Source organism: Dehalococcoidales bacterium, from assembly GCA_041652735.1.
GTDB lineage: Bacteria > Chloroflexota > Dehalococcoidia > Dehalococcoidales > RBG-16-60-22 > RBG-13-51-18.
The window spans coordinates 61,468-86,233 of sequence record JBAZGT010000007.1 but is presented as its reverse complement, the minus strand read 5'-3'; the positions used below and the strand labels follow the sequence as shown (position 1 = coordinate 86,233).

Annotated in this window: 16 protein-coding genes and 1 tRNA gene; 7 read left to right on the top strand and 10 right to left on the bottom strand. The window is 55.9% G+C overall.

What is annotated here, in order from left to right:
* Positions 1 to 7: 7 nt before the first annotated feature.
* Positions 8 to 1,201 (bottom strand): phosphoglycerate kinase, encoded by a 1,194-nt coding sequence (locus tag WC370_04225; protein MFA5308679.1) that lies wholly within the window; start codon positions 1,199 to 1,201, stop codon positions 8 to 10.
* 146 nt (positions 1,202 to 1,347) lie between these two features.
* Complete coding sequence (dxs, locus tag WC370_04220) at positions 1,348 to 3,249, bottom strand: 1-deoxy-D-xylulose-5-phosphate synthase (protein ID MFA5308678.1); 1,902 nt, start codon at positions 3,247 to 3,249, stop codon at positions 1,348 to 1,350.
* 55 nt (positions 3,250 to 3,304) lie between these two features.
* On the opposite strand from dxs, the gene WC370_04215 reads away from it, so the two are divergent.
* Both WC370_04215 and WC370_04210 read left to right on the top strand, forming a co-directional pair.
* The gene (locus WC370_04215) at positions 3,305 to 4,015 is read left to right on the top strand and encodes a DedA family protein (protein MFA5308677.1); all 711 of its coding nucleotides are present in this window, start codon (positions 3,305 to 3,307) and stop codon (positions 4,013 to 4,015) included.
* A gap of 75 nt (positions 4,016 to 4,090) precedes the next feature.
* Positions 4,091 to 4,167, top strand: a tRNA-Arg gene (locus WC370_04210).
* Between the two features lie 79 nt (positions 4,168 to 4,246).
* On the opposite strand, the gene WC370_04205 is transcribed toward WC370_04210, so the two are convergent.
* The 5 genes from WC370_04205 to WC370_04185 all read right to left on the bottom strand — a co-directional run bounded on the left by WC370_04205 (position 4,247) and on the right by WC370_04185 (position 12,884).
* Positions 4,247 to 5,686: an aldehyde dehydrogenase family protein gene (locus tag WC370_04205; protein ID MFA5308676.1), complete on the bottom strand. Its 1,440-nt coding sequence runs from the start codon at positions 5,684 to 5,686 to the stop codon at positions 4,247 to 4,249.
* Between the two features lie 37 nt (positions 5,687 to 5,723).
* A complete protein-coding gene (locus WC370_04200; protein MFA5308675.1) occupies positions 5,724 to 8,387 on the bottom strand; it encodes a molybdopterin cofactor-binding domain-containing protein in 2,664 nt (887 codons plus the stop codon).
* 62 nt (positions 8,388 to 8,449) lie between these two features.
* A complete protein-coding gene (locus WC370_04195) occupies positions 8,450 to 9,919 on the bottom strand; it encodes an aldehyde dehydrogenase family protein (protein ID MFA5308674.1) in 1,470 nt (489 codons plus the stop codon).
* A 54-nt stretch (positions 9,920 to 9,973) separates the two neighbouring features.
* Positions 9,974 to 11,452 (bottom strand): aldehyde dehydrogenase family protein, encoded by a 1,479-nt coding sequence (locus WC370_04190; GenBank protein ID MFA5308673.1) that lies wholly within the window; start codon positions 11,450 to 11,452, stop codon positions 9,974 to 9,976.
* A gap of 25 nt (positions 11,453 to 11,477) precedes the next feature.
* A complete protein-coding gene (locus WC370_04185) occupies positions 11,478 to 12,884 on the bottom strand; it encodes an aldehyde dehydrogenase family protein (GenBank protein MFA5308672.1) in 1,407 nt (468 codons plus the stop codon).
* Positions 12,885 to 13,036: 152 nt separating this feature from the next.
* On the opposite strand from WC370_04185, the gene WC370_04180 reads away from it, so the two are divergent.
* The 4 genes from WC370_04180 to WC370_04165 all read left to right on the top strand — a co-directional run bounded on the left by WC370_04180 (position 13,037) and on the right by WC370_04165 (position 19,487).
* A complete protein-coding gene (locus WC370_04180) occupies positions 13,037 to 14,485 on the top strand; it encodes an aldehyde dehydrogenase family protein (protein MFA5308671.1) in 1,449 nt (482 codons plus the stop codon).
* A 28-nt stretch (positions 14,486 to 14,513) separates the two neighbouring features.
* Positions 14,514 to 15,959, top strand: coding sequence for an aldehyde dehydrogenase family protein (locus WC370_04175; protein MFA5308670.1), 1,446 nt, complete (start codon positions 14,514 to 14,516; stop codon positions 15,957 to 15,959).
* 266 nt (positions 15,960 to 16,225) lie between these two features.
* Positions 16,226 to 17,035, top strand: coding sequence for an MBL fold metallo-hydrolase (locus WC370_04170; protein MFA5308669.1), 810 nt, complete (start codon positions 16,226 to 16,228; stop codon positions 17,033 to 17,035).
* A 43-nt stretch (positions 17,036 to 17,078) separates the two neighbouring features.
* Complete coding sequence (locus WC370_04165; protein MFA5308668.1) at positions 17,079 to 19,487, top strand: DUF362 domain-containing protein; 2,409 nt, start codon at positions 17,079 to 17,081, stop codon at positions 19,485 to 19,487.
* A gap of 120 nt (positions 19,488 to 19,607) precedes the next feature.
* On the opposite strand, the gene WC370_04160 is transcribed toward WC370_04165, so the two are convergent.
* From WC370_04160 to WC370_04150, 3 genes are read right to left on the bottom strand one after another with little or no spacing between them, the layout of a single operon-like run.
* Positions 19,608 to 20,852: an ABC transporter permease gene (locus WC370_04160; protein MFA5308667.1), complete on the bottom strand. Its 1,245-nt coding sequence runs from the start codon at positions 20,850 to 20,852 to the stop codon at positions 19,608 to 19,610.
* The gene (locus WC370_04155; GenBank protein ID MFA5308666.1) at positions 20,849 to 21,517 is read right to left on the bottom strand and encodes an ABC transporter ATP-binding protein; all 669 of its coding nucleotides are present in this window, start codon (positions 21,515 to 21,517) and stop codon (positions 20,849 to 20,851) included. Before WC370_04155 ends, WC370_04160 begins: the two co-directional genes overlap by 4 nt.
* Positions 21,517 to 23,319 (bottom strand): HlyD family efflux transporter periplasmic adaptor subunit, encoded by a 1,803-nt coding sequence (locus tag WC370_04150; GenBank protein MFA5308665.1) that lies wholly within the window; start codon positions 23,317 to 23,319, stop codon positions 21,517 to 21,519. Before WC370_04150 ends, WC370_04155 begins: the two co-directional genes overlap by 1 nt.
* Positions 23,320 to 23,526: 207 nt before the next feature.
* Between WC370_04150 and WC370_04145 the strand changes: the two genes are divergently transcribed.
* Positions 23,527 to 24,759: a sensor histidine kinase gene (locus WC370_04145; GenBank protein ID MFA5308664.1), complete on the top strand. Its 1,233-nt coding sequence runs from the start codon at positions 23,527 to 23,529 to the stop codon at positions 24,757 to 24,759.
* Positions 24,760 to 24,766: the final 7 nt, after the last annotated feature.

Below are 24,766 nucleotides of genomic sequence, written 5' to 3'. Positions count from 1 at the left end.
ACTCTTGTTATTTGTTTTTATCCATCAAGGCCGTAACCCCAGGCAGCGCATCCCCCCCGAGGAACTCTAGCGAAGCCCCGCCGCCCGTGGAGACAAAAGTAACTTTATCCGCCAGCCCCAGCGCGTCTATTACCTCGGCGGTGGAGCCGCCGCCCACTATCGTCTTGGCTTTGAGTTGAGGCAGTAGTTTGGCCAGCGTTTCCGTCCCTTTGGCGAATTGCGGTATCTCGGAGATGCCCATCGGCCCGTTCCAGAATACCGTTTTGCTCTTTTCCAGTTCCTTCTTGAAAGCACTGACCGTTTCCGGCCCGATGTCCACAATCATTTTATCCGGCGGCACCCTGTTTACGGCTACCGTCTGTACCGCCGCGCTGCCGTCTATTTTATCCGTTATTACCACGTCCACCGGCAGGAGCAGCTTAACGCCTTTTGCATCAGCTTCCTGCATCAGTTCCGCCGCCACACCCAGGCTGTCAGCCTCTACCAGTGACTTGCCGACTTCATACTTCTCGTTTTTCAGGAAGGTAGCCGCCATACCTCCGCCGATAAGCAAACAGTCGACCTTGCCCATGATATTCTTGAGCACCGCCACCTTATCGCTTACCTTGGCCCCGCCGAACAACGCGGTAAAGGGGTGCTCCGGCTTTTCCAGCAGCCCGCCGAGGGTATTTATTTCTTTTTCCAGCAGGAACCCCGCCGCCGCCGGCAGGTATTGCGCGATGCCGGATATGGAAGCGTGGGCGCGGTGTGAGGTACCGAATGCGTCATTGATATAGACGTCCCCCAGGCTGGCCAGCGCTTTGGCGAACCCGGCGTCCCCGGCTTCTTCCTCTTTGTGGAAGCGCAGGTTTTCCAGCATGAGAATGTCCCCCGGCTTTAGCGCACCGGCGGCTTTTTCCACTTCCGTCCCGATGCAGTCGGCGGCCATGCCTACCGGTTTACCCAGTATTTCCGAGAGGCGCTGCGCCGTGGGCTTGAGGCTCATGGAGGGCACTACCTTGCCCTTGGGCCGCCCGAAGTGGGACATCAGGATAACCCTGGCCTTACGTTCGAGGAGATATTTGATGGTGGGGACGGCTGCCCGTATGCGGCTATCATCGGTAATGGCGCCGGTCTTTTCATCCAGCGGTACATTGAAGTCCACCCTGACTAAAACCCTTTTACCGGCGACTTCTATATCCCTGACGGTCATCTTGTTCATTTATCACCCCTGATTGCTCGTACTTAAAATAAAAATCAGGTATCTTACCAGATACCTGATATACACCTCTGCCCGCGGTGCCGGTTTTACCCATTATTTTATAGTCTGGCGCTTTACGTATCAAGTAACACAACTCCCCTACCCTGCTAGGTTTTTGCCGGGTGGTCAGCCTTGAGCGGCGTCTCCACCCCCGGACTGCCGAGCATCTCCAGTACCGCCCGTTCTATCCCCTTGGCATCCAGACCGTACTTGTTACGCAGAATAGCCTGGGTGCCGTGTTCCACAAACTCATCCGGTATGCCGATGTTCTTTACCCTCACGTTAAGCTTGCCGGACTCCTGGAGCAGCTTGTCCACGCTGCTGCCAAAGCCGCCGGTGAGCACGTTTTCTTCCACGGTGACGATATTTTTAAACTGGCCTGCCAGCTCTATAATCAGTTCTTTATCCATGGGTTTGGCAAAGCGTACGTTGACTACCGTTGCCTCTATCCCTTTGCCGGATAACGCTTTGGCGGCTTCCAGGGACGGCGCTACCGAGGCGCCTAAAGCCAGGATAGCCACATCCTGTCCGTATCTGAGTATCTCGCTTTTACCTACCGGTATCTCCTGCAGGACTTCATCCATCTTTACGCCCAGCCCGGCGCCGCGCGGATACCGTACCGCCATAGGTTTACCTAGCTTGATGGCGGTATAAAGCAGGTGCTGGAGCTCGTTTTCATCTTTGGGGGACGCGACAACCAGATTCGGCACCAGCGTGAGGTAAGAAATATCGAACGTGCCCTGGTGTGTCTTACCGTCATCCCCCACGATGCCGCCGCGGTCGATGGCGAAGACTACCGGTAATTTCTGGAGGCAAACGTCATGGATTATCTGGTCGAAGGCACGCTGTAAAAACGTCGAATAGATAGCTACCACCGGTATATAGCCCTGGGTAGCCAGCCCGGCGGCAAAGGTAACGGCGTGCTGCTCACAGATGCCCACGTCAAAGACACGCTTGGGGAACTCGGCCTCAACGATATTCAGGCAGTTGCCCTCCGGCATGGCCGGGGTAATCACCACCAGCTCCGGAATCTCACGCGCCAGGCGTAGCATGGTCTGGGCAAATACCTCGCTGTAAGTCGGCCCTTTAGCTATGCCGCCGTTCCTGGCCGCCACGCCGTGAAAATAGACGGCGTTACTCTCCGCCGGCGAATAGCCCTTGCCCTTGGTGGTAATTACGTGCACCAGCGTAGGCTTGTTGACTTCGTCGCGGACTTGGGCGAGTATCACCTCAAGGTCATGCAGATTATGGCCGTCTATCGGTCCTATATACCTGAAGCCGAGCGCCTCCCATATCGGCGTGGGCATGAAGACGCCCTTCGTTTGGTCTATAACCTGCTGCGCTAGATTGATGGCTTTCTTGCCCAGCGGCAGGTGGGCAATGATGCGTTTACTGCGCCGTTCCGCCCCTCGTAGCCGCCGGTCCAGCCTGGCTTTGGATAAAAGCCTCGCCAGGGCGCCGACCGTCGGGGAAATAGACATGCCGTTATCATTGAGGATAACGATAAGCCGCGAGCCCAGGTGCCCGGCGTGGTTTAAAGCCTCGAAAGCCATCCCCGCCGTTATCGCCCCGTCCCCGATGACGGCTACTACCTGGTAATTATCCCCGGCTAGGTCCCGGGCGACGGCCATGCCCAGGGCAGCGGAGATGGAAGTGCTGGCGTGCCCCGCGCCGAAGGGGTCGTATTCGCTCTCGTCACGACAAGTAAAACCGGAAATGCCGTTGAACTGGCGCAGCGTATGGAAACGCTCCCGCCTTCCGGTGAGGAGTTTGTGCACGTAGCTCTGGTGCCCCACATCCCAGATAATTTTATCCCGGGGACTTTCGAAGACGCGGTGAAGAGCTATCGTCAGTTCCACGACACCGAGATTGGAAGCCATGTGACCGCCGGTGTTGGTGACAGTCGTGATGATTTCCTGCCTGAGCTCGGCAGCCAGTTCTTCCAGCTCTGTCTCCGATAATCCTTTGAGAGCGACGGGACTATCGATTTTATCCAGTTTTTTAGGCATAAATATTTAGCTTGCCAGAAGAGACTATTATTCTAAATAGTATCAATCAGGACGAATGATTGTCAAGCTGACAACCCCCTCCGGCTTGACGCTGGCAGTATCCGTTTGCTACACTCCGTTAGTGGCATCTATCGAACACTGGCTCCTGGACGTTATATCCTCGACGTATAACCTGCTGCAATGGCCGGGTGTCATTGCCCTCATGGCCATTGAGAGCGCCTGTATCCCTTTTCCCAGTGAAATTATCATGCCCCTGGCCGGCTGGATGCTTATTAAAGACCTTGCCAGGCCGGTGTCTTTCGTTCTTTTGGCGGGTGTGTTCGGCGCCATCGGCAACACCATCGGCTCGGTTATCGCCTACTATGTAGGGATGTGGGCCGGGCGGCCTTTACTGAATAAGTACGGCAAATACGTCCTGCTTTCCCAGCATGACCTGGATATCGCCGACCGTTGGTTTTCCCGCAGCGGGGGCTGGACGGTCTTTGTTTCCCGCTTGCTGCCGGTGGTACGTACCTATATCAGCCTGCCCGCCGGCATAGCCAGGATGCACATAGGCAAGTTTCTGGTCTATACCTTTATCGGCTCTTTCATCTGGAGCACCGCCCTGGCTTACGGCGGCTACCTGCTGGGAGAGCACTGGGAATCCCTGCGCAATGCCATGCGCCCCTTCGACCCCATTTTTATCGCTATTATCGTGATTCTCCTCGGCCTTTACGTTTACCGGCACATCCGCCATACCCGCCGGGATAATTCTCCGCAGCAGTAGCTTGATGCTTCGCTATCTTATCCCCTTATTGACCGGACGGCTGATTTCGTGTAACATTTTTAGGTAATATACCGCGTCCCTGTAGCTCAGCTGGATAGAGCAGCTGCCTTCTAAGCAGCGGGTCGAGCGTTCGAGTCGCTCCAGGGACGCCACCAATTGCCCTTCCCCCTAAAAACAAAAGCCCCCCTCCCCGGTTAAAGAGAGGGGGGCAATTCTTAGTCTGCTGTTGGCTTACTGGAAATCCACTGCAATCACCTTGAGCTGGGTGTATTCTTCCAGCCCATAGATTGAGTTTTCCTTCCCGAAACCGCTTTCCTTAAAGCCGCCCCAGGGTGTTTCCGATGTAAGCAGTCGGCCGCTGTTCACCCCCACCGCCCCCGCATTGATACGGCTGGCGATGCGGTATGCCCGCGCCACGTCCCGGGAATGGACCGAGCCGACCAGTCCGTAGATGTTGTCGTTGGCGGAGGCCAGTACCTCTTCATCGGAGGAGAATTTTACAAAACAGGCCACCGGCCCGAAGATTTCCTCCCTGAACAGGGTAGTGCCGGGCTTAACATCAGTGAACACGGTAGGCATGACGTAGTAGCCTTTGTTTAAAGGCGGTTCGGTGGGTCTTTTGCCACCGTAAACCAATTTGGCGCCCTCCGCGATGCCGGTCTTGATAAAGTCTTCAACGCGGTCGCGGTGCTCGGCGCTGACTACCGGGCCCATTTCCGTACTCTCGTCGTTGGGGTCGCCGACCTTTACCTTCTTGAGCGCGGCGATGAATTTCTCCACGAACTCATCGTGGATTTTTTCGTGAACATAGTACCTGCCCGGCGAGGCGCAGACCATGCCGGTGTTGTGACAGGTGGAACCGGCGGCCATCGGCACTACTTTATCAATATCCGCGTCATCCAGCACAATGAAGGGATTCTTGCCGCCCAGCTCCATCTGAGCGCGTTTGAGCGTCCCGCTGGCCGACCTCATGATGTCCTTACCGGTCTCCGAGCTGCCGGTAAAAGAGATGAAGTTGACGTCCGGGTGGCAGGCTAAAGCGTCCCCTACCGTGCTGCCCGGCCCGGTGACGATGTTCACCACGCCCGGGGGGAGTCCCAGCTTGTCGATGATTTCCCCGTATTTAAGGGTCACCAGCGAGTCTATGGCGGAAGGCTTGATGACGCAGGTATTGCCGGTAGCCAGGCATGCCCCCATCTTGGAGGTAAGCATAAGTATAGGCGAGTTCCAGGGAATGATAAGGGCGGCCACGCCGATGGGTTCACGTACCACGCAGGACATTGAATTGGGGCCGGGCTGGGGGACGCTTCCCATCAGCGCCCGCGCCGCCTGCGCGCAGTATTCCAGATTCATCGAGGAAAAACCGCAAAGCATCTGCGCCATCCTAACCGGCGTACCATGGTCGAGCACTTCCACTTTGGCGAGCTCGGCGGCAAATTCTCGCTGGAGTTCCGCCATTTTCAGGAGAAGACGGGTACGTTCCGATTGGGGCATGCCCGCCCATTTGGGGAAAGCCTCGCGAGCGGCGGCTACCGCCAGGTCCACATCTGCCTTATCGCCCAGAGGGGCCTCGGCGAATTCTTCTTCCGTGGCCGGATTGATTACCCGGTAGGTCTTACCGGAAACCGCGTCCACCCACTTGCCGCCGATATACATCTTGTATTTTTGCACAATTAGTCTCCTGATATCCGTATTTGTGTTTATTTTTTTATTTTTTCAGCGCCGCCAGTCCTTTCTTTATTTTGTCCGGCGTAGCCGGCAGGTTATTGATGCGGACGCCGCAGGCTTGGTAAATGGCATTGGTGATGGAAGGGGCGGTGGAAATCATGGTCATTTCACCAATGCCGGTGGCACCCAGCGTGCCGTTGGGTCGGGGAGTTTCCTGGAAGATTATCTCCATTTCCGGCATCATTTCAATGGTCGGGAATTTGAATGTCTTCCAGTCGTTGGTCTTGCCGTGGATGTATTCTTCCCTTAAAGCAAAACCGATGCCCTGGTCCATACCGCCTTCCAGCTGGCCCTCTACCGCCTGCGGATTAATGATAATCCCGGCATCAACGGCGGTGGTCATCTTGAGCACTTTAACATCCCCGGTCTCGGTGTTAACTTCCACTTCCGCCATCTGGATATTGTGTACGATAGATTCGTTGGAATCACCCTGGCCGGTCTTGGGATCCCACGCGCCGCCCTTGAGCTTCTTTTCGCCAATGTAGCGGGTGGCTTTTCCGGCTTTCTTTAGCCCGGCGTAGGTCTTGCTGCCGGCTTCGTCCATGGCTTTCTTAAGCTGTTCCACGGCCAGTTGCAGGGAGCCGCCGCCGATGTAGGTCATGCGGCTACCGGCGGCGGGGCCCATGCCCACGGTCTTGCCGGTATCACGGGTGTCCAGGCGGATTTTAACCATGGGAATACCCAGGACATGCGCGGCGACTTGTGTTAGCATGGCGTCGTTGCCTTCACCTGGGTCGGCGATGGCGGCATAAATCGTGACAGTGTCATCGGGATTGACTTCAACTTCCACGTGCCCCTGGTCACCGGCGCCGCCGATGCCGAAGGCATGTACGCCGAGTCCGACGCCCCGCTTTGTTTTTCCGTTCTTTTTGTTGAAAGCGGCCACGTCCTTTTTCGCCCGCTCCCAATGAGGTTCCATGATTGTACAGATTTCCGGGAATTCCCACTGGTCCATAGTGGCGCCCGTGGAACGGGGCTCGCCCGGCTTCAGGGAGTTGAACTTACGGAACTCGAGCTTGTCCATGCCCACTTTATCCGCCAGCATATCGATAATTGACTCAACGCCGAAGTTGGACTGCGGCGGTCCGGCCCCCCGGGCGGCCGCGCCGGAAGCATTGTTGGTATAGATTAGCTTACAGCTGGCCCAGACGTTGGGAATCATGTAAGCGCTGGAAAGCATATGCAAGGTGCGGTGAATGGTCAGTCCGCCCAACAAGAAGTAAGCGCCTTTATTGATATACATATCCATCCACAGGCCGGTGAATTTGCCGTTTTCGTCCGCGCCCATCTTCACTTCCATGAAATAGGGGTGGCGCTTGGGACTGAGGAACATGGACTCCGCCAGGGAGGGGACGTAACGGATGGGGCACTTGAAATGCACACAGGCAGCCGCCGCTAAACCCTCCGTGATAATGGCGGATTTCTGGCCGAATTGCCCGCCGGAAAAGGCCTCTATATAACGGGTCTTCTTCCAGCCCACCGCCTCACCGACTACGGCGGCATTGGGATGGATATTAATGCTGCGGCCGAGCACCATCAGCTCCGCGTCATCGCCCTCACCTTCGAAATAACAGGTGGTGTTTTCCGGCTCCAGCGGGGCCTGGTGGTTCACCTGAGTGGAGAACTGGGCTTCCACGACGTACTTGGAGGAAGCCAGGGCTTTCTCGGCGTCACCGTGGATTTGCGGGGTAACCGATATCAGGTTGGGTGACCAGTCATGCAGTTTGTCCGCGCCGGGAGCCATAGCTTCCTGGACGGTCATGTAAGCCGGCAGCGGCTCGAACTCTATCTTGACGGCGGCGGCGGCGGCCCGGGCCTGGGCACGGGTCTTGGCGGCAACAATGGCAATGGGGTCGCCGTAAGACCTGACGGTATCCTCGATTAATAAAGGCTTGTCCGGCACGGCTTCACGCACGCGGTTGGTGCCTTTGATATCTTTCTCCGTGATAATGCCTACCACGCCCGGCATTTTGGCGGCAACACTGTAATCCACGGATTTTACTTTACCGCGGGGTATCATGCAATGGACGCAGGCAATCTCCAGGGCGTTATCGAAGTAGTAGTCCGCGGAATACTTGGCCAGGCCGCAGGCTTTAAGCATGGCGGTGGGGCGGGGGTGGGAAACGCCAATCATCTTCTTGGGCAGAGCCGCCCGGACTTTGGCCGGTGTGGTCTCTTTGCGGATGAATTTGGCGGCCAACTGCACGGCCTCGATAATTTTTTTATAGCCGGTGCAGCGGCACAGGTTATGCGCCAGGGCTTTCTTGATATCCGCCACGGTGGGGTTGGAGTTGTTATCCAGTAAAACCTTGGTGGTCATAATCATGCCGGGGGTGCAGTAGCCGCACTGGATGGCGCCGGAGAGGACGAAAGCTTCCTGGATTAAGTGGGGGTTTTCCGGGGTGCCCACCCCTTCCACAGAAATGACGTCCGCGCCTTCAAGATCAACCACTTTCTTGAGGCATGAACGTACAGCTTTGCCGTCCACAATCACCGTGCAGGCACCACACTGGCCCTTGCGGTCGCAGGACTGCTTGGTACCGGTAAGATGCAAGTCGTCCCGCAACAGGTCGATCAGGACGGTTTCCGGACTGACTTCAACCGTTTGTTTTTTACCATTGATGGTCAGGGTAACTTTTTTCATCTTTTTCCTCTCTTTTTATTGCTTCAAGTATTGAATCTCATTTTTAAAAACCTGGTATTGTTTCAGGTGTATTTCAGGCAAACGAGCTTGTATTGAGTGTATCCTTCCAGCCCCAGCACACCGGTTTCTTTACCCAGGCCGCTCTCCTTAAAACCGCCCCAGGGAAATTCCGTGACCAGGTTCATATGCTGGTTAATCCAGGTGGAACCTACCTGTAATTTGTTCACCAGCTTCAGCCCCCGGGACAGGTCTTTCGTCCAGACAGAGGCGCATAGGCCGTAAGCGCTATCGTTGGCCCAGGCGAGCGCCTGCGCGTCGGTGCCGAACTTGTGGAAGCCGACCACCGGCCCGAAAATCTCTTCTCGGGCGATTTTCATATCCTGGGTAACATCTTTAAAGACGGTGGGCATGAGGAAATAGCCGTTTTTCAGGTCAGGGGAAGCGGGCCGTTCTCCGCCCAGCACCAGTTTGGCGCCTTCTTCGATGCCGGACTTTATGTAGCCTTCCACTTTAGCCCGGTGTTCCTCGCTGACCAGCGGGCCCATAGTGGTGTTTTTATCAGCGCCGTTACCGACCTTTATCTTTTTTACACAGGCGACGAATTTATTAATAAACGTATCATATACCTTTTCCTGAACGTACAGCCGGGAAGGGGCCGCGCAGTTCTGGCTGGTGTTCTGGAAAGTTATGCGCACCAATTCCTCCGCCGTGTAGTCCAGGTCGGCATCTTCCAGGATGATAACCGGATTTTTCCCGCCCAGTTCCATGCAGGTACGTTTAACGGTCTGGCTGGCGGCGGCCAGGATGTCCTTGCCGGTCTCACAGCTGCCGGTAAAGCTAATCATGTCCACGCCGGGGTGGCAGGACAGGGCGTTGCCCACGGAGCCGCCCGGCCCGGTGATAATGTTGACAATGCCCGGGGGCAGGTCCAGTTCCGCCAGGATTTCCGCCCATTTAAGACCAATCATGGAGTTGATGCTGGGGGGTTTGACCACGCAGGTATTGCCCGCCGCCAGGCACGGGCCAATCTTAGAGGCAATCATCAGGGACGGCACGTTCCAGGGGGTAATCAAGGCGCAGACGCCTATAGGCTCGCGTTTGAGATAGGATACGACATTCGGTTCCGTCTGGTTGGCTTCACCCATATTGTAGACCGGCGGGAGGACTTCCCCCATCATATTCCGGGCGATGGAGGCGGCGAATTCCATATTGCCGGCGGCGAAGCGGAGCATGAAAGCTGCCAGTTCCGCCGGAGAGCCGTGTTCCATTACCTCCAGCCTGGCTAGTTCGTCAGCGTTTTCCCGTATGGCAGCCGCGATACGGGTGACGATATCAGAACGTTCCGCCTGCGCTTTGTTGGCCCAGGCCGGAAAAGCTTTACGCGCCGCCGCCACCGCTTTGTCCACGTCCGACTTACCGGCTAAAGGCACCCGGGCTATTTCCTCGCCGGTGGCGGGGTTGCGGGTGGTGAAGGTCTTGCCGGAATCGGCATCCACGAACTTGCCGCCAATCCACATTTTGAACTGCTGCATATGCCGCTCCTTCAGGCTTATCTATATTTATGTAAAGTACTTATAGAAGTGCCGTTAAACTTTATCATGCCAGGGCGTGGCCGGATTGCCGACCAAATCTATCCAGATATGTTTAATGACAGAATATTCTTCAAGACAGAGCGTCGAGTTTTCTTTACCGAAGCCGCTCTCTTTGACGCCACCCCACGGCACCTCAAAAACGATGCAGAGGTGCTGGTTTACCCAGACAGTCCCCACTTTAAGCTGCTGGCTCATTACCAGGGCGGTACGCAAGTCCCGCGTCCAAACGGAGGCACAGAGTCCATAGCGCGTATCGTTGGTGACGGCCACGGCTTCCCCGGCGCTTTTAACACGGATAAGCCCGACCACCGGCCCGAAAATCTCTTCCCGCATGAACTCCATCTGGTTATTGCATTCGCCAAAAATGGTGGGCGCCACGAAGTAGCCGTCTCTGGTATCCGGCGTATCAGGACGCTCGCCGCCTAAAAGCAGCTTGGCACCCGACTTCTTAGCCGAGGCGATATACTTTTCCACGCTATCGCGGTGACCTTTGTAAGCGAGTGGTCCCATCATATTAGACATTTTCATGGGGTCGCCATAAGTAACTTTTTTAGCGGCGGCCACGAACTTTTCCGCAAACTCGTCGTAAACATCCTCGTGCACCAGGAAACGGCTTACCGAGGCACAGTTCTGGCCGGAATTGTAGAAAGCGCTCCAGACCGCCCCTTCCACCGTTGACTCCATGTCCGCGTCAGCCAGGATGATAAAAGCGTTCTTACCGCCCAGCTCCATGAACAGCGGCTTGACCGTATCGCTAGCCAGGCTCATGATGCGCTTCCCTACTATAGAGTCGCCGGTAAAGGCTATCTTGTCCACGTCCGGGTGTTTTACCAGGGCCTCCCCTACCGTACCGCCCGGCCCGGTAACGATGTTCACCACCCCCGGCGGCATCCCGATATCCACCGTAATCTCCCCGAGTATCAGGGTGGTGAGCGGGGCACAGGAGGGCGGTTTGACCACGCAGGTATTGCCCATGATGAGCGCCGGCGCCAGTTTGGCAATGACGGTAATGAGCGGGAAGTTCCATGGCGTAATCAGCCCCACCACCCCTAGCGGCTCCCGCACCGTCATGGAGGTGCAGGTAGGGCCAACGGGTAAGGTTTTACCGGACATCGCCCTGGCTGTCCCGGCGTAAAAATCCAGCATATCCGGGATAAAGGGCATATCGAAGCTGGTAGTTTTCCAGAGCGGCCCGCCGTACTGCGTCGTTTCCAGTTTAGCTAATTCATCCCCGCGGGCGGCGATAGCCTGCCCCAGGGCGTGCAGCACTTTGCCGCGTTCCGCCACCGTCAGCGCCGCCCAGGCCGGTGCGGCTTTCCGCGCCGCGGCCACGGCTTTATTAATCTCGGCGGGGGTACACTTGGGGGCGAGCCCCGCTATCTTCCCGTTAGCCGGGTTGATAACCTCCATCGTCTCACCGGGAGGAGACGGTATTAACTTACCGTCGATTAACGCCCGGTATTCTCTGCTCATCTCTATTCCTCCGTCGGCCGGTCTTTTATGCATATTTCAGGCAGACCATTTTCAACTGAGTGTATCCGAGGAGACCTTCCATGGAGCCTTCCTTGCCGAAGCCGCTCTCTTTAAAACCGCCCCATGGCAGCTCCGAGGTAAGCACCTGGGTATTGATGTTGACGGTGCCGGTATGCAGCCGGTCTACAAAGCGCAGACCTTTTGGCACGTCCTTCGTCCAGACGGTGGCGCACAAGCCATAGCGCGTGTTGTTGGCTTTCTTTATAATTTCATCTTCTGACGTAAACGGCTCCATAATCACGGCGATGGGGCCGAAAGTCTCTTCCCGGCCTATTTTCATTTCTTCTTTGACATGGGTAAAAACCGTGGGCATAATGAAGAAGCCTTTGTCCAGCGGCGGGGTAGTCGGTCTTTTACCGCCCAGCACCAGCCGCGCTCCTTCTTCCACGCCGGACTTGATATAATTTTCGAGTCGGTCACGGTGCTCTTTGCTGGCCACCGGACCTAAAAACGTTTTAACGTCGGACGGGTCACCGACGACGACATCTTTCGACAGAGCGATGTATTTTTCAACGAATTTCTCATAGACTTCGGCATGGACGTAGTAGCGGCCGGCGCCCGAACAATGTTGCCCGGCATTGTGGTATTGCCGGGGGGCGTGGTACTTAACCGCCTCGTCCACATCCGCGTCTTCCAGGACTATGACCGGATTGTTCCCGCCGAGCTCCATAATCAGTTTCTTGAGCGTCCGGCTGCCGGCGGCCATTAAAGCCTTGCCGGTCTCCGAACTGCCGGTAAAGCCGATGACATCCACGCCGGGATGACTCACCAGCGCCTCACCCACGGTGCTGCCGGGACCGGTGATAACATTAACTACGCCGGGCGGCAGACCAATGGTGTTCAGCAACTCGGCGAACCTTAAGCCAATAAGAGAGTTCACGCTGGGCGGTTTGATAATGGCGGTATTGCCAGTGGCTAAAGCCTGTCCCAGCTTGACGGCCATCATACCCAGGGCATGATTCCACGGTGTAATTAAAGCGCAAACACCTACCGGCTCCCGGCGCAGGTAGGTGAGAATATTAGGCAGCGCCGGAATATAGTCGCCCATTAGAGAACGGGCAGCGGAAGCCGCGTATTCCATATCCCCCGCCGCCGCGTTTAAAGCCCCGGAGGTATCGCTGACCGGCGTACCGTGTTCCAGTGTCTCCAGTTTAGCTAAATCATCTATGTTTTCTTTGATGGCGGCGCCGATTTTCATGACGTAATTGGAACGTTCGGCTTGCCTTAGCCGCGACCAGCTTTCATATGCCTCGCGGGCGGCCGCTACCGCATTATCAATATCCTGCTGCCCGGCCAGGGGTATCTGGGCGATAACTTCACCGGTGGCGGGGTTGAAAGTGGGAAAAGTATCCCCGGTTGCGGAGCCGACCAACTTACCGCCAATCAACATCCGATGTTTTTGCATATTTCTCCCTTTTAAAGCTGAAACTACTTGATAATTATGTTGTTATATATTATCATTGTTGCTGAATTTGGTTGTATTATCCATATTAATACATTTCATACATAAAAGAAAGAGGTGAGATGAAAAATTACAAGATGTGGATAGGTGGGGAATGGGTGGACGCCGTATCCGGCAAAACATATACCGCCGTTAATCCGGCCACCGGAGAGCCAATCGCCAGTATTCCTTTGGGCGATAAGGCGGACGTGGATAAAGCCGTAGCTGCTGCCAGGAAGGCTTACGCCGTCTGGTCGAAGGTGCCGCAATCGGAGCGCTGCGGCATAATGCTCCAGATTGCCAGCGCTCTAAAAAAACGCGTCGATGAACTGGTGGAAGTAGAAATCCTCGACCATGCCACGCCGGTCAAGTTCGCCAAGAATATGGCGGCGGAAGCCGGTACGCATTTTGAATACGCGGCCATGGTCACCCGGGGATTCTGGAGCGAAACCGTTCCTGTTAACCGCAATCATAAACTATATCTCCAGCGCGAACCACGCGGTGTCTGCGCCGCGATTGTTCCCTGGAACACGCCCATTCCCATGTCTACCCAGAAGCTCTCCGGCTCTCTCTCCACGGGTAATGCCTGCGTGCTCAAGCCACCGAGCGTTGACTCTCTCCCTTCACTGAAACTTGCCGAGATTATTGAAGATACGGGACTTCTCCCCAAGGGATTGCTCAATGTAGTCACCGGGCCGGGCGGCGTGGTGGGTGAAGCCCTGGCGTCTCACCCGGGCGTTAACATGGTTTCATTCACCGGCAGCTGCGAGGTTGGCAAACGGATAATGTCCTGCGCCAGCGCCACGGTCAAGCACCTCGGGCTGGAACTGGGCGGCAAGAATCCTTTCATCGTCTTCGAGGATGTGGATGTAGATGCTGTCGTAGCCAAGGCGGTATTCGCCTCGACTCTCAATAGCGGCATGGTGTGCGCCTCGCCGGGCCGGTACTATCTCCACGAGAAAATTCACGATGAATTCGTGGAAAAGTTCGTTAAAGCCTTGAAAAATGTGGTGGTCGGCGACCCCAATGATGAAAAGACGGATATGGGCCCGGTGGTCAGCGCCGAGCACCGCGACAGGGTGGAATATTACATTAAAAAAGGCATCGAGGAAGGGGCCAACCTGTTACTCGGCGGCAAGCGTCCCACCCAACCCCCGCTGAATAAAGGTTTCTTCGTTATGCCTACCGTTTTCACCGGCATCACCCCGGAAATGACCATCTACCGGGAAGAAATCTTCGGGCCGGTGGCCTGCATCGTCAAACCGTTCAAAACGGAAGAAGAAGTTATTGCCGCCGCCAACGATAATACCTTCGGGCTGGGGGCATCGGTCTGGGCGGGCGATACCGGCCGGGCGATGCGCGTGGCTAATGAAATAGAAGCCGGCACGGTCTGGATTAACGACCACATGTTCATCGCCCCCGATTTACCCTGGGGCGGCTTTAAGGAAAGCGGCCTCGGCAAAGAGGGCTCGGTACTCGGTATACTGGAATACACACAGCTTAAAGTGGTTTCCGTTAACCTGAACAAATAAGTCAGGTAATGCTAATAAGGGGGGATAAATGGATAGCTATAAAATGTGGATCGGCGGGGAATTTGTGGACGCGGCTTCCGGCCAGACCTATAAGGTGGTCAATCCGGCCACGGAAGAAGAAATAACCCGGCTGCCACTGGGCGGCAAAGAGGACGTGGCTAAAGCCGTGGCGGCGGCCAAAAATGCTTTCCCGGTGTGGTCGAAAAAATCCCAGGACGAGCGCACCAATATCCTTAACCAGATAGCCGTCACCATGAGGGAATACATCCCCGAGCTGGCCATGCTGGATACGCTGGACCACGGCACGCCGGGGAAAATGGCGGTGGGGATGATGATGGGCGGCCCCAAGCAACTGGAATGGGCGGGGCAGGCCAGCCGCGCTTTGATGGGCGAATATATCCCCTCCTCCCGGGCTAATACCGCTTTCTGGCTCAAGCGCGAGCCGGTGGGCGTTTGCGCTCTTATCATCCCGTGGAACGGCCCGCTGGCCATGCTCATCACCAAAATGGCACAGGCGCTGGCCGTGGGCAATACCTGCGTCATCAAACCTCCGAGTATAGATTCCATCACCTCTTTGAAATTCGCGGAAATCCTGGCCAAGTGCAATTTACCGGCAGGTACGGTAAATATCATCACCGGCCCCGGCGGCACGGTGGGCGAAGCAATGGCCACCCACCCGGACGTGGCTTTAGTGTCCTTTACCGGCAGCTGTGAAACCGGCAAGAGAATCATGGAACTCGCCAGCAAGACGGTAAAGCGCGTCAGCCTGGAACTGGGCGGGAAGAATCCTTTCATCGTGCTGGCGGACGCCAGCCTGGATATGGCAGTGAACTGCGCGGTGCGCTGCACCCAGATGAACAGCGGCATGATATGCGCTTCCCCCGGCCGTTATTACATCCATGAAAGCCTCCACGACTCCTTCGTGGAAAAATATGTCGCCGGAGCCGGCAAATGGGTGGTCGGCGACCCCAACGATGACAAAACGATGATGGGACCCGTAGTAAGCGCCGAGCACCGCGACCACATCGAGCGACTGGTCAAAAAAGGCATTGAAGAAGGCGCCAAGGTGGTATTGGGCGGACAGCGTCCCACCACCCCGCCTCTGAATAAAGGATACTACGTGGTACCCACCGCTCTTACCGGCGTTACCCAAAATATGACTATCGCCCGGGAGGAAATTTTCGGGCCGGTAGCTGTAATCATGAAATACTCCGATGAAAACAAAGTCATCGAGATGGCTAACGACAACACCTTCGGGCTTTCCGCCTCGGTATGGACGAAGAACGCCGCCAAAGGCATCCGCTTCGCCAACGAGATTAATGCCGGCGCCGTCTGGATTAACGACCATATGATAATCGGGAACGAGTTGCCCTGGGGCGGCTTTAAGGAAAGCGGCTTCGGCAAAGAAAACCACGTGGTCGGGTTGGAAGAATATACCCAGTTCAAGCTTATCTCCCTAGACCTGACCGAATAATCCGTGCCAGCGGTATGTTACTTTAATATATACCGGTGACAAGTAATAGCAGCCTGCTAACGATACGGCATTGGGCAATTGCGCCGCCGGCGGGACAATTATCGGAGTTCCCGCCCGGCGCTAACCGGGGCTGTTTGGCCCACATCCTTACAGCCCCGGTTTTACCCGCTGTACCGGATGCCTTCACCAAGTATATAATAAGACCAACACAACACAGTCACCTTCCCGAAGGTAGCAAAATAAACGATTACGGTGAAAGGGGAATTATGGAAAAAATCACAAATAACGTGTACATGGGGAACACTTTCCGCGGTTGCAACTCCAGCTTCGTGGTAACCTCGGCGGGAGTGGTGGTTATCGATACGCCGATGGTACCGGCGGAGGCTAAACAATGGCGGCAGGAAATAGAAAAACACGGCGAGATTAAATACGTTATCAACGGCGAACCCCATAACGACCACGTGGCCGGGAACTGCTGGATGGGCGGGACACTGGTCGCCCAGGAAGGCACCCGCACGGTAATACGGCAGAACCGCAAGGAAGACCTCGAAGGGCAGATGAAATGGATGGCGCCGGATGCCGTCCCGCTCCCCAAAGAATTTCACTTCCGCCTGCCGGATATCACTTTCTCACACAACCTGACCATTTACCTGGGCGAGCACACCTTCCAGCTGATGCACATGCCGGGTCATACCCCCTCCGAGGTAGCCGTTTACGTACCGGAGGAAAAGGTGCTCTTCACTTCCGATAACGTTATCATGGGCATGCCGATTATGATATCGGCGGTGCCGGATGCCTGGCTGGAATCCTTGAAGAAACTTCAGAAGCTGGACGTAAATAAGGTCATCCCCGGTCACGGCCCGGCCATGGATAAGTCCGCCCTGCAAACTATGTATGACAGCGTAGCGTACTGCACCACGGAGCTTAAAACCGCCGTCGCCAGGGGCTGGAGCCTCCAGGAAGTGCAGGAAAAGGTCACTTTCGCGGAAAAATGGCCGCTGATGCCGGGCGACCCGATGAAATCCATGCGGTACGAATGCCTCGCCTACATGTACGGGCAGCTGTCAAAGAAATAAGCGTTCCCGTCTGACCGCATTACGAGATACAAGGAAGGTCGACATGAAACTTACGGTCAGGCCGTGCAACCCGGTGCAATCTCCATTCGGGAAAAAGCTGCCGGACAGCACCGGATCCGCCATCGGCGCTGCCCGGATGGACCCGGCAAAGACTTTTAAACTTATTTCCAGCCTGCTTCAGGACTACATCAACAGCGGCCGTGAAAGCTCCTGGGAGGAAATCAGAGAAATAACCGACCGTGTTTATGACACGGTGGCCTGCGCTATGGACGCGCTGGAAGCCGAAGCGCCATTTACCGTAGAAATCGCCAGACAAATGGCGTCCGGAAAAAAGCTGTTCTTCAAAGTTAACCTGGTAATCCTGCCGCATATAGACTACCGTACGCACGGCCTGGGTATACCCGGCGCCTGTACGGAGTGGTCTTTCACCGCCGCCGTCATGCGTTGGTTCCATGATAAAGCCGGTATCAGCTATCACCATATGTCTGCCGGTGAGGCGGCTACTAACACCAGCCAGGAATCAGAAAAGATGTCCGCCGCCACCGGCCGGCGCGTCACCCGGGAAGCCATCATGGAAGGGAAATACCCCGGGGGTTACGGGGGGTGGGGTTTTTATTACGCCCGCAAGTACCTGGCGGAGCGCCATGACCCGGGCCATAAAGACGATCCCCTATCCGGCTACCAGGAAAGCCTGGATGGGCATTGCCTGCCGCCGGGCACCGTGACCGATAAGCTGCTCATCTATGACATCAACGTGGTTAATGACCGGAACGGCCGTGAAGTACCGGTGCCGGGCGGCGTTAACTTTAAAACCATCATCATGCATAAGGCCATCATCGGCGGCGACCCCGCGGACGCGCAGGACATCCAAGACTGGCCCGGCTGTATTTTAGTTAATCTCCCCAAAATGAAAGTGCACATATCCGAGCTTTTCACCTGCGCGGTGAAGAACCTGGGCATGGGTCTTTTTTCCATGGAGGTGAACGCCAGCCGGAAGCCGGGGGAATATAATTGGAAGTACAGCGCGCCCAACCTCCCCCACCCTACCTTTAAACTGAACGTGCCGCACTCCCGCTACCTGCTGGAAACGGACCTGGACACGCTCATGCCGGTACGCGATAAAAACGGCGACTATATCTGGAAAAAGACCGGCGGCATGCAGGCGACCATGGCGGATGCCATCCAGGCAGTGCAGGACCAGGGCATTACCATGCTGCACGTGGCCGACCTTATCGAGATGGTAAATGTAAACAACTCAAGTGTCGAGGGGGTGACCGTGCCGGAGGGTCTGGTCCTGGCCGGGATTGACCCCGTCGCGCTGGATGTCTGCGCCGCCCGCTACATGTTTACCATGGTGCCGATGGCGGAAGCGGCAAAAATTCGTACAGAATACCATCTCAAGTCCGATGTTATCCAGTACACCCCACTGCCCCGGCTTGAAGGCAACAACATCGTAACCGGGGAGGGATACGATTCCTCGTTTTCCCGCTACCATGCCATGCAGTACTGTGAGGAGCGGGGGCTTGGCCAGCAACGCTTTTATGTCACCGGGGAAGACCTCTGGCAGGGTGGCCGCCTGGCATCCCTGGAACAGCACCTGGGCCGCGTGGAAAACGGCATTTTTCTTGAACTGCTGACCACCACCATGTACTACGCGCCGCGCAAGCCGGTCTATGACCTACAGAACATGTCCTTCGCCTACCTGGAGCTAAATGACAAGCTGACCGGGGCCGACTATAAAAAACAGCTGATGGACATCTATGATGAAAACCATGACGGCGTTATCGATTATATGGAAAAGGGGCGGGGGACCTCACCGGTCTTGCTGGCATTGCAGACCAGCCTGGTACACCAGAAACATATAGACCCCACCGTACTGGCCAAGGTGCGTTTCCTGGTGGCGATGACGCAGGCTAAACTGAGCTGTGAGGAATGGAACACGGAAGGACACAGCCTGGGGGCCGGCTTCATGCTGGCGCAGGCGGTTTCCACCGCATTTGAAATGTCCCGCGCTAAAGTAGAAAATCCGGACCCCCTGTATCCCGGGCGGCAATGGGGTAACGGCAAGGGGCCCAGCATGCAGTTCATCCTCCGGGAGGCGCAGTACGCCCGCATCTACGGCCACGCCTTCCCCGTCCGCATCGATGTCTATATGTCCCCTTACGGGCAGGCGTTTTATTATGCCGATGTGAAATATAACGGGGCTAAGTACTGTACCGCCGTCGCCATGGAGCGGAGAGAAGACATCATCGCCGGATATTTGAAAGACGTGTCCGCCGGGACGCCGCCGCTGCCCTTCACTATTTACGTGCCGGAAGGGCTGGGCAGCTATGACGGACGAACAATACCTAATATTGAAGAAACCGCCGACCCCGCGTTGATTTTCACCGCCGCTTTCAATGGACGGGAAGTCTGGCGGGAATTACGCTTATCGGAATACAACCTTACCTGAAGTATCGGCGTAAATTCTATATACATTATGTCAATCTTTTTCCGTTTAACGATAATTCGATGCAAGTTAAGCACCCGCCCCTGTCTTTAAGGCGGGTGCTTTTTGCGATGACCAAGGGGACTATTCCGACCGCAAAGCTTCGATGGGATTGAGTCTTGAAGCGTTCCAGGCCGGGTAGAAGCCGAAGAACAGCCCGATAGCTACGGATACCGATACCGCCAACACGACAATATCCGAAGTAACCAGGGTGGTAACCACGCCCGTTTGATTGAGAATCCATGAGGTGCCCCACCCCCCTATTATCCCGATAATACCGCCCGCCAGCGTCAGCAATGCCGCCTCTATCAGGAACTGGCTCCAGATATCCCTCTGCCGCGCGCCGAGCGCCTTGCGGATGCCTATCTCCCGCGTCCTCTCCAGCACCGAGACCAGCATGATGTTCATCACCCCTATACCCCCCACCAGCAAAGATATACCGGCGATAGCCCCCAGCAGCAGCGTCATTGTGCTTGACGTTTCCGAAAGCGTAGCCACGATATCACTCATGGAGGTGATGCTGAAATCATCGTTAGCACTGGCTAGGAGCCGGTGGCGGGAACGGAGTAAAGTAGTGATATCCGTTTTTACCTGGTCGGTCTTACTTTCATCGGTCACGGTCAGGCTGATGGAAGAAACAGTGGTCTCACCCTGCGTCGTTTTCGTCTCCGCTACCGCCTGGTGTAAAGTGGTCAGCGGTATCAGCACGGAGTCGTCATACGAGCTCATGGTGCCCTCTTTACTCTCCAGCACGCCGATGACCGTCACAATCAAGTTCCCCATGCGCAGTTTCTGCCCGATGGGGGAAGTATCCGGGTACAAAGTGGTGGCTACACCGGCCCCGAGTACCGCCACTTTGGCGCCGCGCTGGTATTCGGCATCCGTGAAGAACGAGCCGCCGGCCACGGCCAGGTTATTTACCACCAAATAAGAGGAGGTAACGCCGGTAACCTGAGAGTTGGCATTTTCGCTGCCCGCCACCAGCTGAAGGTTGCTGGAGGATGAGGGTGCCACGGCGGCAACGTTGGCTACCTGGTCTTGAATGGCAGTTGCGTCTTCCATGGTTAATGTGTTGCTGCCGCCCATGGCGCCCCTCACCCCCCCGGAAGAAAAAGTGGCGCCGCCGCGGATGGTCATAAGGTTGGCGCCCATGTTCTGGATATTGGATAGTATCTCCGCCGTTGAGCCCTTGCCCACAGACATCAGCGTAATCACCGCCCCCACCCCGATGACAATGCCCAGCATCGTTAAAAAGCTGCGCAACTTATGCGTCACTACCCCGCCCCAGGCAGTCTTGACCGGGTCAAACCATTTAAGCGCTTTCTTCATACCTTTACCTCCGATGTTACCTGCCCGTCCCGGATGTTAATGATGCGCTGGCAATGCCTGGCAATACCGGCATCATGGGTTATCAACACCAAGGTAATGCCATGTTCCTCGTGCAGGGAGGTGAGCAGGGAAATTACCTCCTCGCCGGAGCGGCTGTCCAGCTGGCCGGTGGGTTCATCGGCTAAAAACAGGGTGGGGTTTTTCACTATCGCCCTGGCAATAGCCACCCGTTGCTGTTCGCCCCCAGAAAGCTCGATGGGGCGGTGGTTAATTCTTTCGGACAGCCCTACCTTGGCCAGCGCCTCCAAGGCTTTTTTACGGTCAACGCCGCCGGCGTAGGTCATGCCGAGCTCCACGTTGGCCAGGGCGGTCAGCCGGGACAGCAGGTTGAATGTCTGGAAGATAAAGCCTATTTTTTGTCCCCGCAGCTGCGCCAGTTCCCCATCGCTAAAGCGGCTTACTTCTTTGTCCTCCAGGTAGTATTTGCCAGCGGTAGGTTTATCCAGGCAGCCCATCAGGTTCAGCATGGTGGACTTGCCGGAGCCGGAAGGGCCCATGACCGCTACCAGCTCGCCCTTATTGATATTCAGGTTAACGCCCTTGAGGACGGTCAGATCCCTTTTACCCATGGGATAGACTTTAGTTATATCCTCGAAGCGAATCATTACTGCCCTCCCTGCGGGAAGGAGCCGCCGTTGCCGCCCGGTATGATGAAGCTTTGCCCCTGACGGAAAGTCGAGTTGCTCTGACTGCTTGAGCTTGAACTGGCGGTCTGGGCCAGGCTGATTTTCTCGCCTTCGCTAAGCCCTGAAGTCACCTCGGTGTAGGAGTAGTTGGTCACGCCGGTCTGGATCTCACGTTTTTCAGTAGCACCGGTGTCCGTGATTACCTGCACGTAGCTCTTGCCGTTTTCGGTGGTTATGGCTGAATAGGGAACCATGAGTACGTTGACGCTCTGCTGCACGATTACGCTCACCGTAGCGCTCATGCCCTGCCGCAGCTCTACGCTGGACACCGCCGCGGCAATCATGCTCTGGAAGTTATTATTTACGGTAACGTTATCGCTTCCCGGGAAATTCGGGAAGTTGCCGATAGTTGCGTTATCGGTATTGCCGATCATACCAGGGCTGCCCCCGGTAAAGTTATCGCTGGCGCCGGGGAATGACGGCCGGGTGCCGCTACCAATAGTTATATTATCCGCCGCCGCTGCCAATGCCGTGAGGGACTCCAGCTCAACGGTTACCGAGTAGTTGACCACGCCGGACTGAATGGTGGCCGTGGGTGAAATCCGGGTGACTTTGGCCGGGATGGTGATGCCAGAAATTGCGTCCAAAGAAACGGTGGCATCACCGCCTACCGCTACCTGGGTGATGTCCATTTCACTGACCAGAATGTCCGCCTGGAACTTGTCCGGGTCAGCCACTTCAATAATGACTGCGCCGCTGAGTACTTGGTCGCCGCCGGCGGCATTTATCTTGGTGACGAAGCCGTCAATAGGAGCAGTGATATCCGGGCTGGCGGCTTTGGCTTCCGCCAGGTTCTGCTGGGCGTCCGTTACCGCTTTGTTGGCGGCATCAACGTTATCCTGGGCGTTGGCGGCATCCTGCTCGGCAAAGACGAGGTCCTGCTGGGCGTTGGTTACCGCCGTGCTGGCGGTATCTATAGCTTGCATGGCATTATCCAGGTTCATCTGGGCGGTATCCAAAGCCAACTGAAGGCTAACCACCTGGAGCGCCACCGTGGTAGATACATTGATGCTGTTCCCGGCCAGAATGTCTCTCAATTCTTTCTGGGCAGCAGCAAGCTCCGCCGTCACCCGCGCCTTTTCATTGGTCCAGAATTGAAAATCCAGGGGATTGGCGCTGGGGCTGACTGATTCCAGCAGCTTGGTTTCGATAAATTCAAGCAGGTTGGTATCTCTATCTATAATGTCCTGCTGGTCTTTTATATCAGCGATGGCGGCAAGATTATACTGGGCTGTTTCCAGATTAAGCTGCGCCTGCCGCAGGGCGAGCTGCTTGGCCGTTACCTGGTTCTGAGCGGTAGTAATGGCCTGCTCCGCGTTGGCCACCTGCCGCTGGGCGGTAATCAGGGCCCGCTGTTTAGTGGTGACATCCCGTTGGGCGGCGGTCAGAGCATCTTCCAGCGCCTGTATCTGGTCATTCCATTCCGAAGTGTCCAGGCTGGCTAAAACGTCTCCTTTAGTGACCGTGTCCCCGACGGCTACATTCACCGAGGCAACCGTACCTTTCTGGTAAAATAAATCAAAAGTCAGGTCTTCCACGGTGGAAAGGGCCAGGTTGCCCGCCGCCGTGATATCCTCGGAGATATTCCCCCGCTGGACCGTGTATGTCTGGTTCTGGCCGGTGGACGTGCTTTCAGACGAGCCGCAACCCGACAGCGTGGCCGTCATCACCATGATAACCAGCAATGCCAGTATCAATGCAATAGTAATTTTCCTTTTCAATTTTTTCCTCCCTTGACAAGCCTAATAAGCGTATCTATCTTAAGCATAAGATGCAGCGGAACCGCGGCAATAGTGAGATGTATCACCAAACCGCCTGTTTCAGCATGACTTTTTGAACGTGTTGTAATGACAAAAGTCATGGGCTGCCACAGGGCGACATGAGTTGAGTCACATGCGTAGAAGTTGACCAGGCATTATAATGTAATTATGAAAAGGACTACGCCCAGCCCGGATGTGATACGTCTTATCCGCTTCACCTCTTTCCTGTGGATAGGCTATCTGGTGATACTGGCTATCCTCAGTAAATCGTTCTGGAGCCAGCAACCTCGCAATCTGGACTATTATCTGCTGCTGGGTTACATCGCCGTTTTCTGTCTGGGACTGAGTTACTGGAGATGGGCGCAGGAAACACTGCAAAAGGCTTTCCTGCCGCTGATGATTTTCATCATCACGGTGATGCCGGTCATCGTGAATCAGCTTATCAGCCGAATGTCTCCCCTCGGCCCCCGCTTCGTCCTGCCGGAAGGACAGGTGCTGGCGATACTCCCATTTCTCTTCACCGGTCTGTTGCTGGTTGCCTGGCAGTATAAATGGCAGTATATGCTATTCGTCATCCTGGGGATTATGGGGCTGAATTTCCTTTCGATGTGGTCTTCGTCTGACCGCGGTTCGCCGCCTTTTCAGGGAATGATGGTGATTACCCTGATTCAGGCTGTCGTTTACCTGGCGGTGGGCTTTTCCATCAGCTATTTGATGAGCCGGATAAGGCGTCAGCAGGAGTCCCTGGAAGCCGCCAATCTGCGATTGACCCATTACGCCGGCACTCTGGAGCAGCTTACCACAAGCCGGGAACGCAACCGGCTGGCCCGTGAGTTGCACGATACCCTGGCGCATTCCTTAAGCGGCCTGTCCGTCCAGTTGGAGACGGTAAAAGCCTACTGGGATATCGACCCGCCGGCGGCACGCTTGCTACTGGACAAGTCTTTAACCGCCGCCCATGCCGGGCTGGAAGAAACGCGGCGGGCGCTTAAGGCGCTCCGCGCCAGCCCCCTGGATGACCTGGGGCTGGCGATGGCATTAAAAACCATGGCGGAAGACGCGGCAGCGCGCGCCAAACTTGCCCTGGATCTGTCCATTACAAAAAGCCTGCCGGTACTCTCGCCGGACCTGGAGCAGGGCATTTACCGCATCGCGCAAGAAGCGGTAACCAACGCGGTAAAGCACGCCCGCGCTACAAACCTCGCGGTAAAACTGGAGTCTATACAGGGTAAAACAGTGCTAACGGTGCATGATGACGGCATCAGCTTTGATATCAATAAAAGTGAAAAAACAGCGCATTTTGGGATTACCGTGATGCAGGAAAGAGCACAGCTCATGGCCGCCGAACTAAAAATAACCGGCGAACCGGGAAATGGCACTACCGTGCAGCTAACGATATAATAAGGGA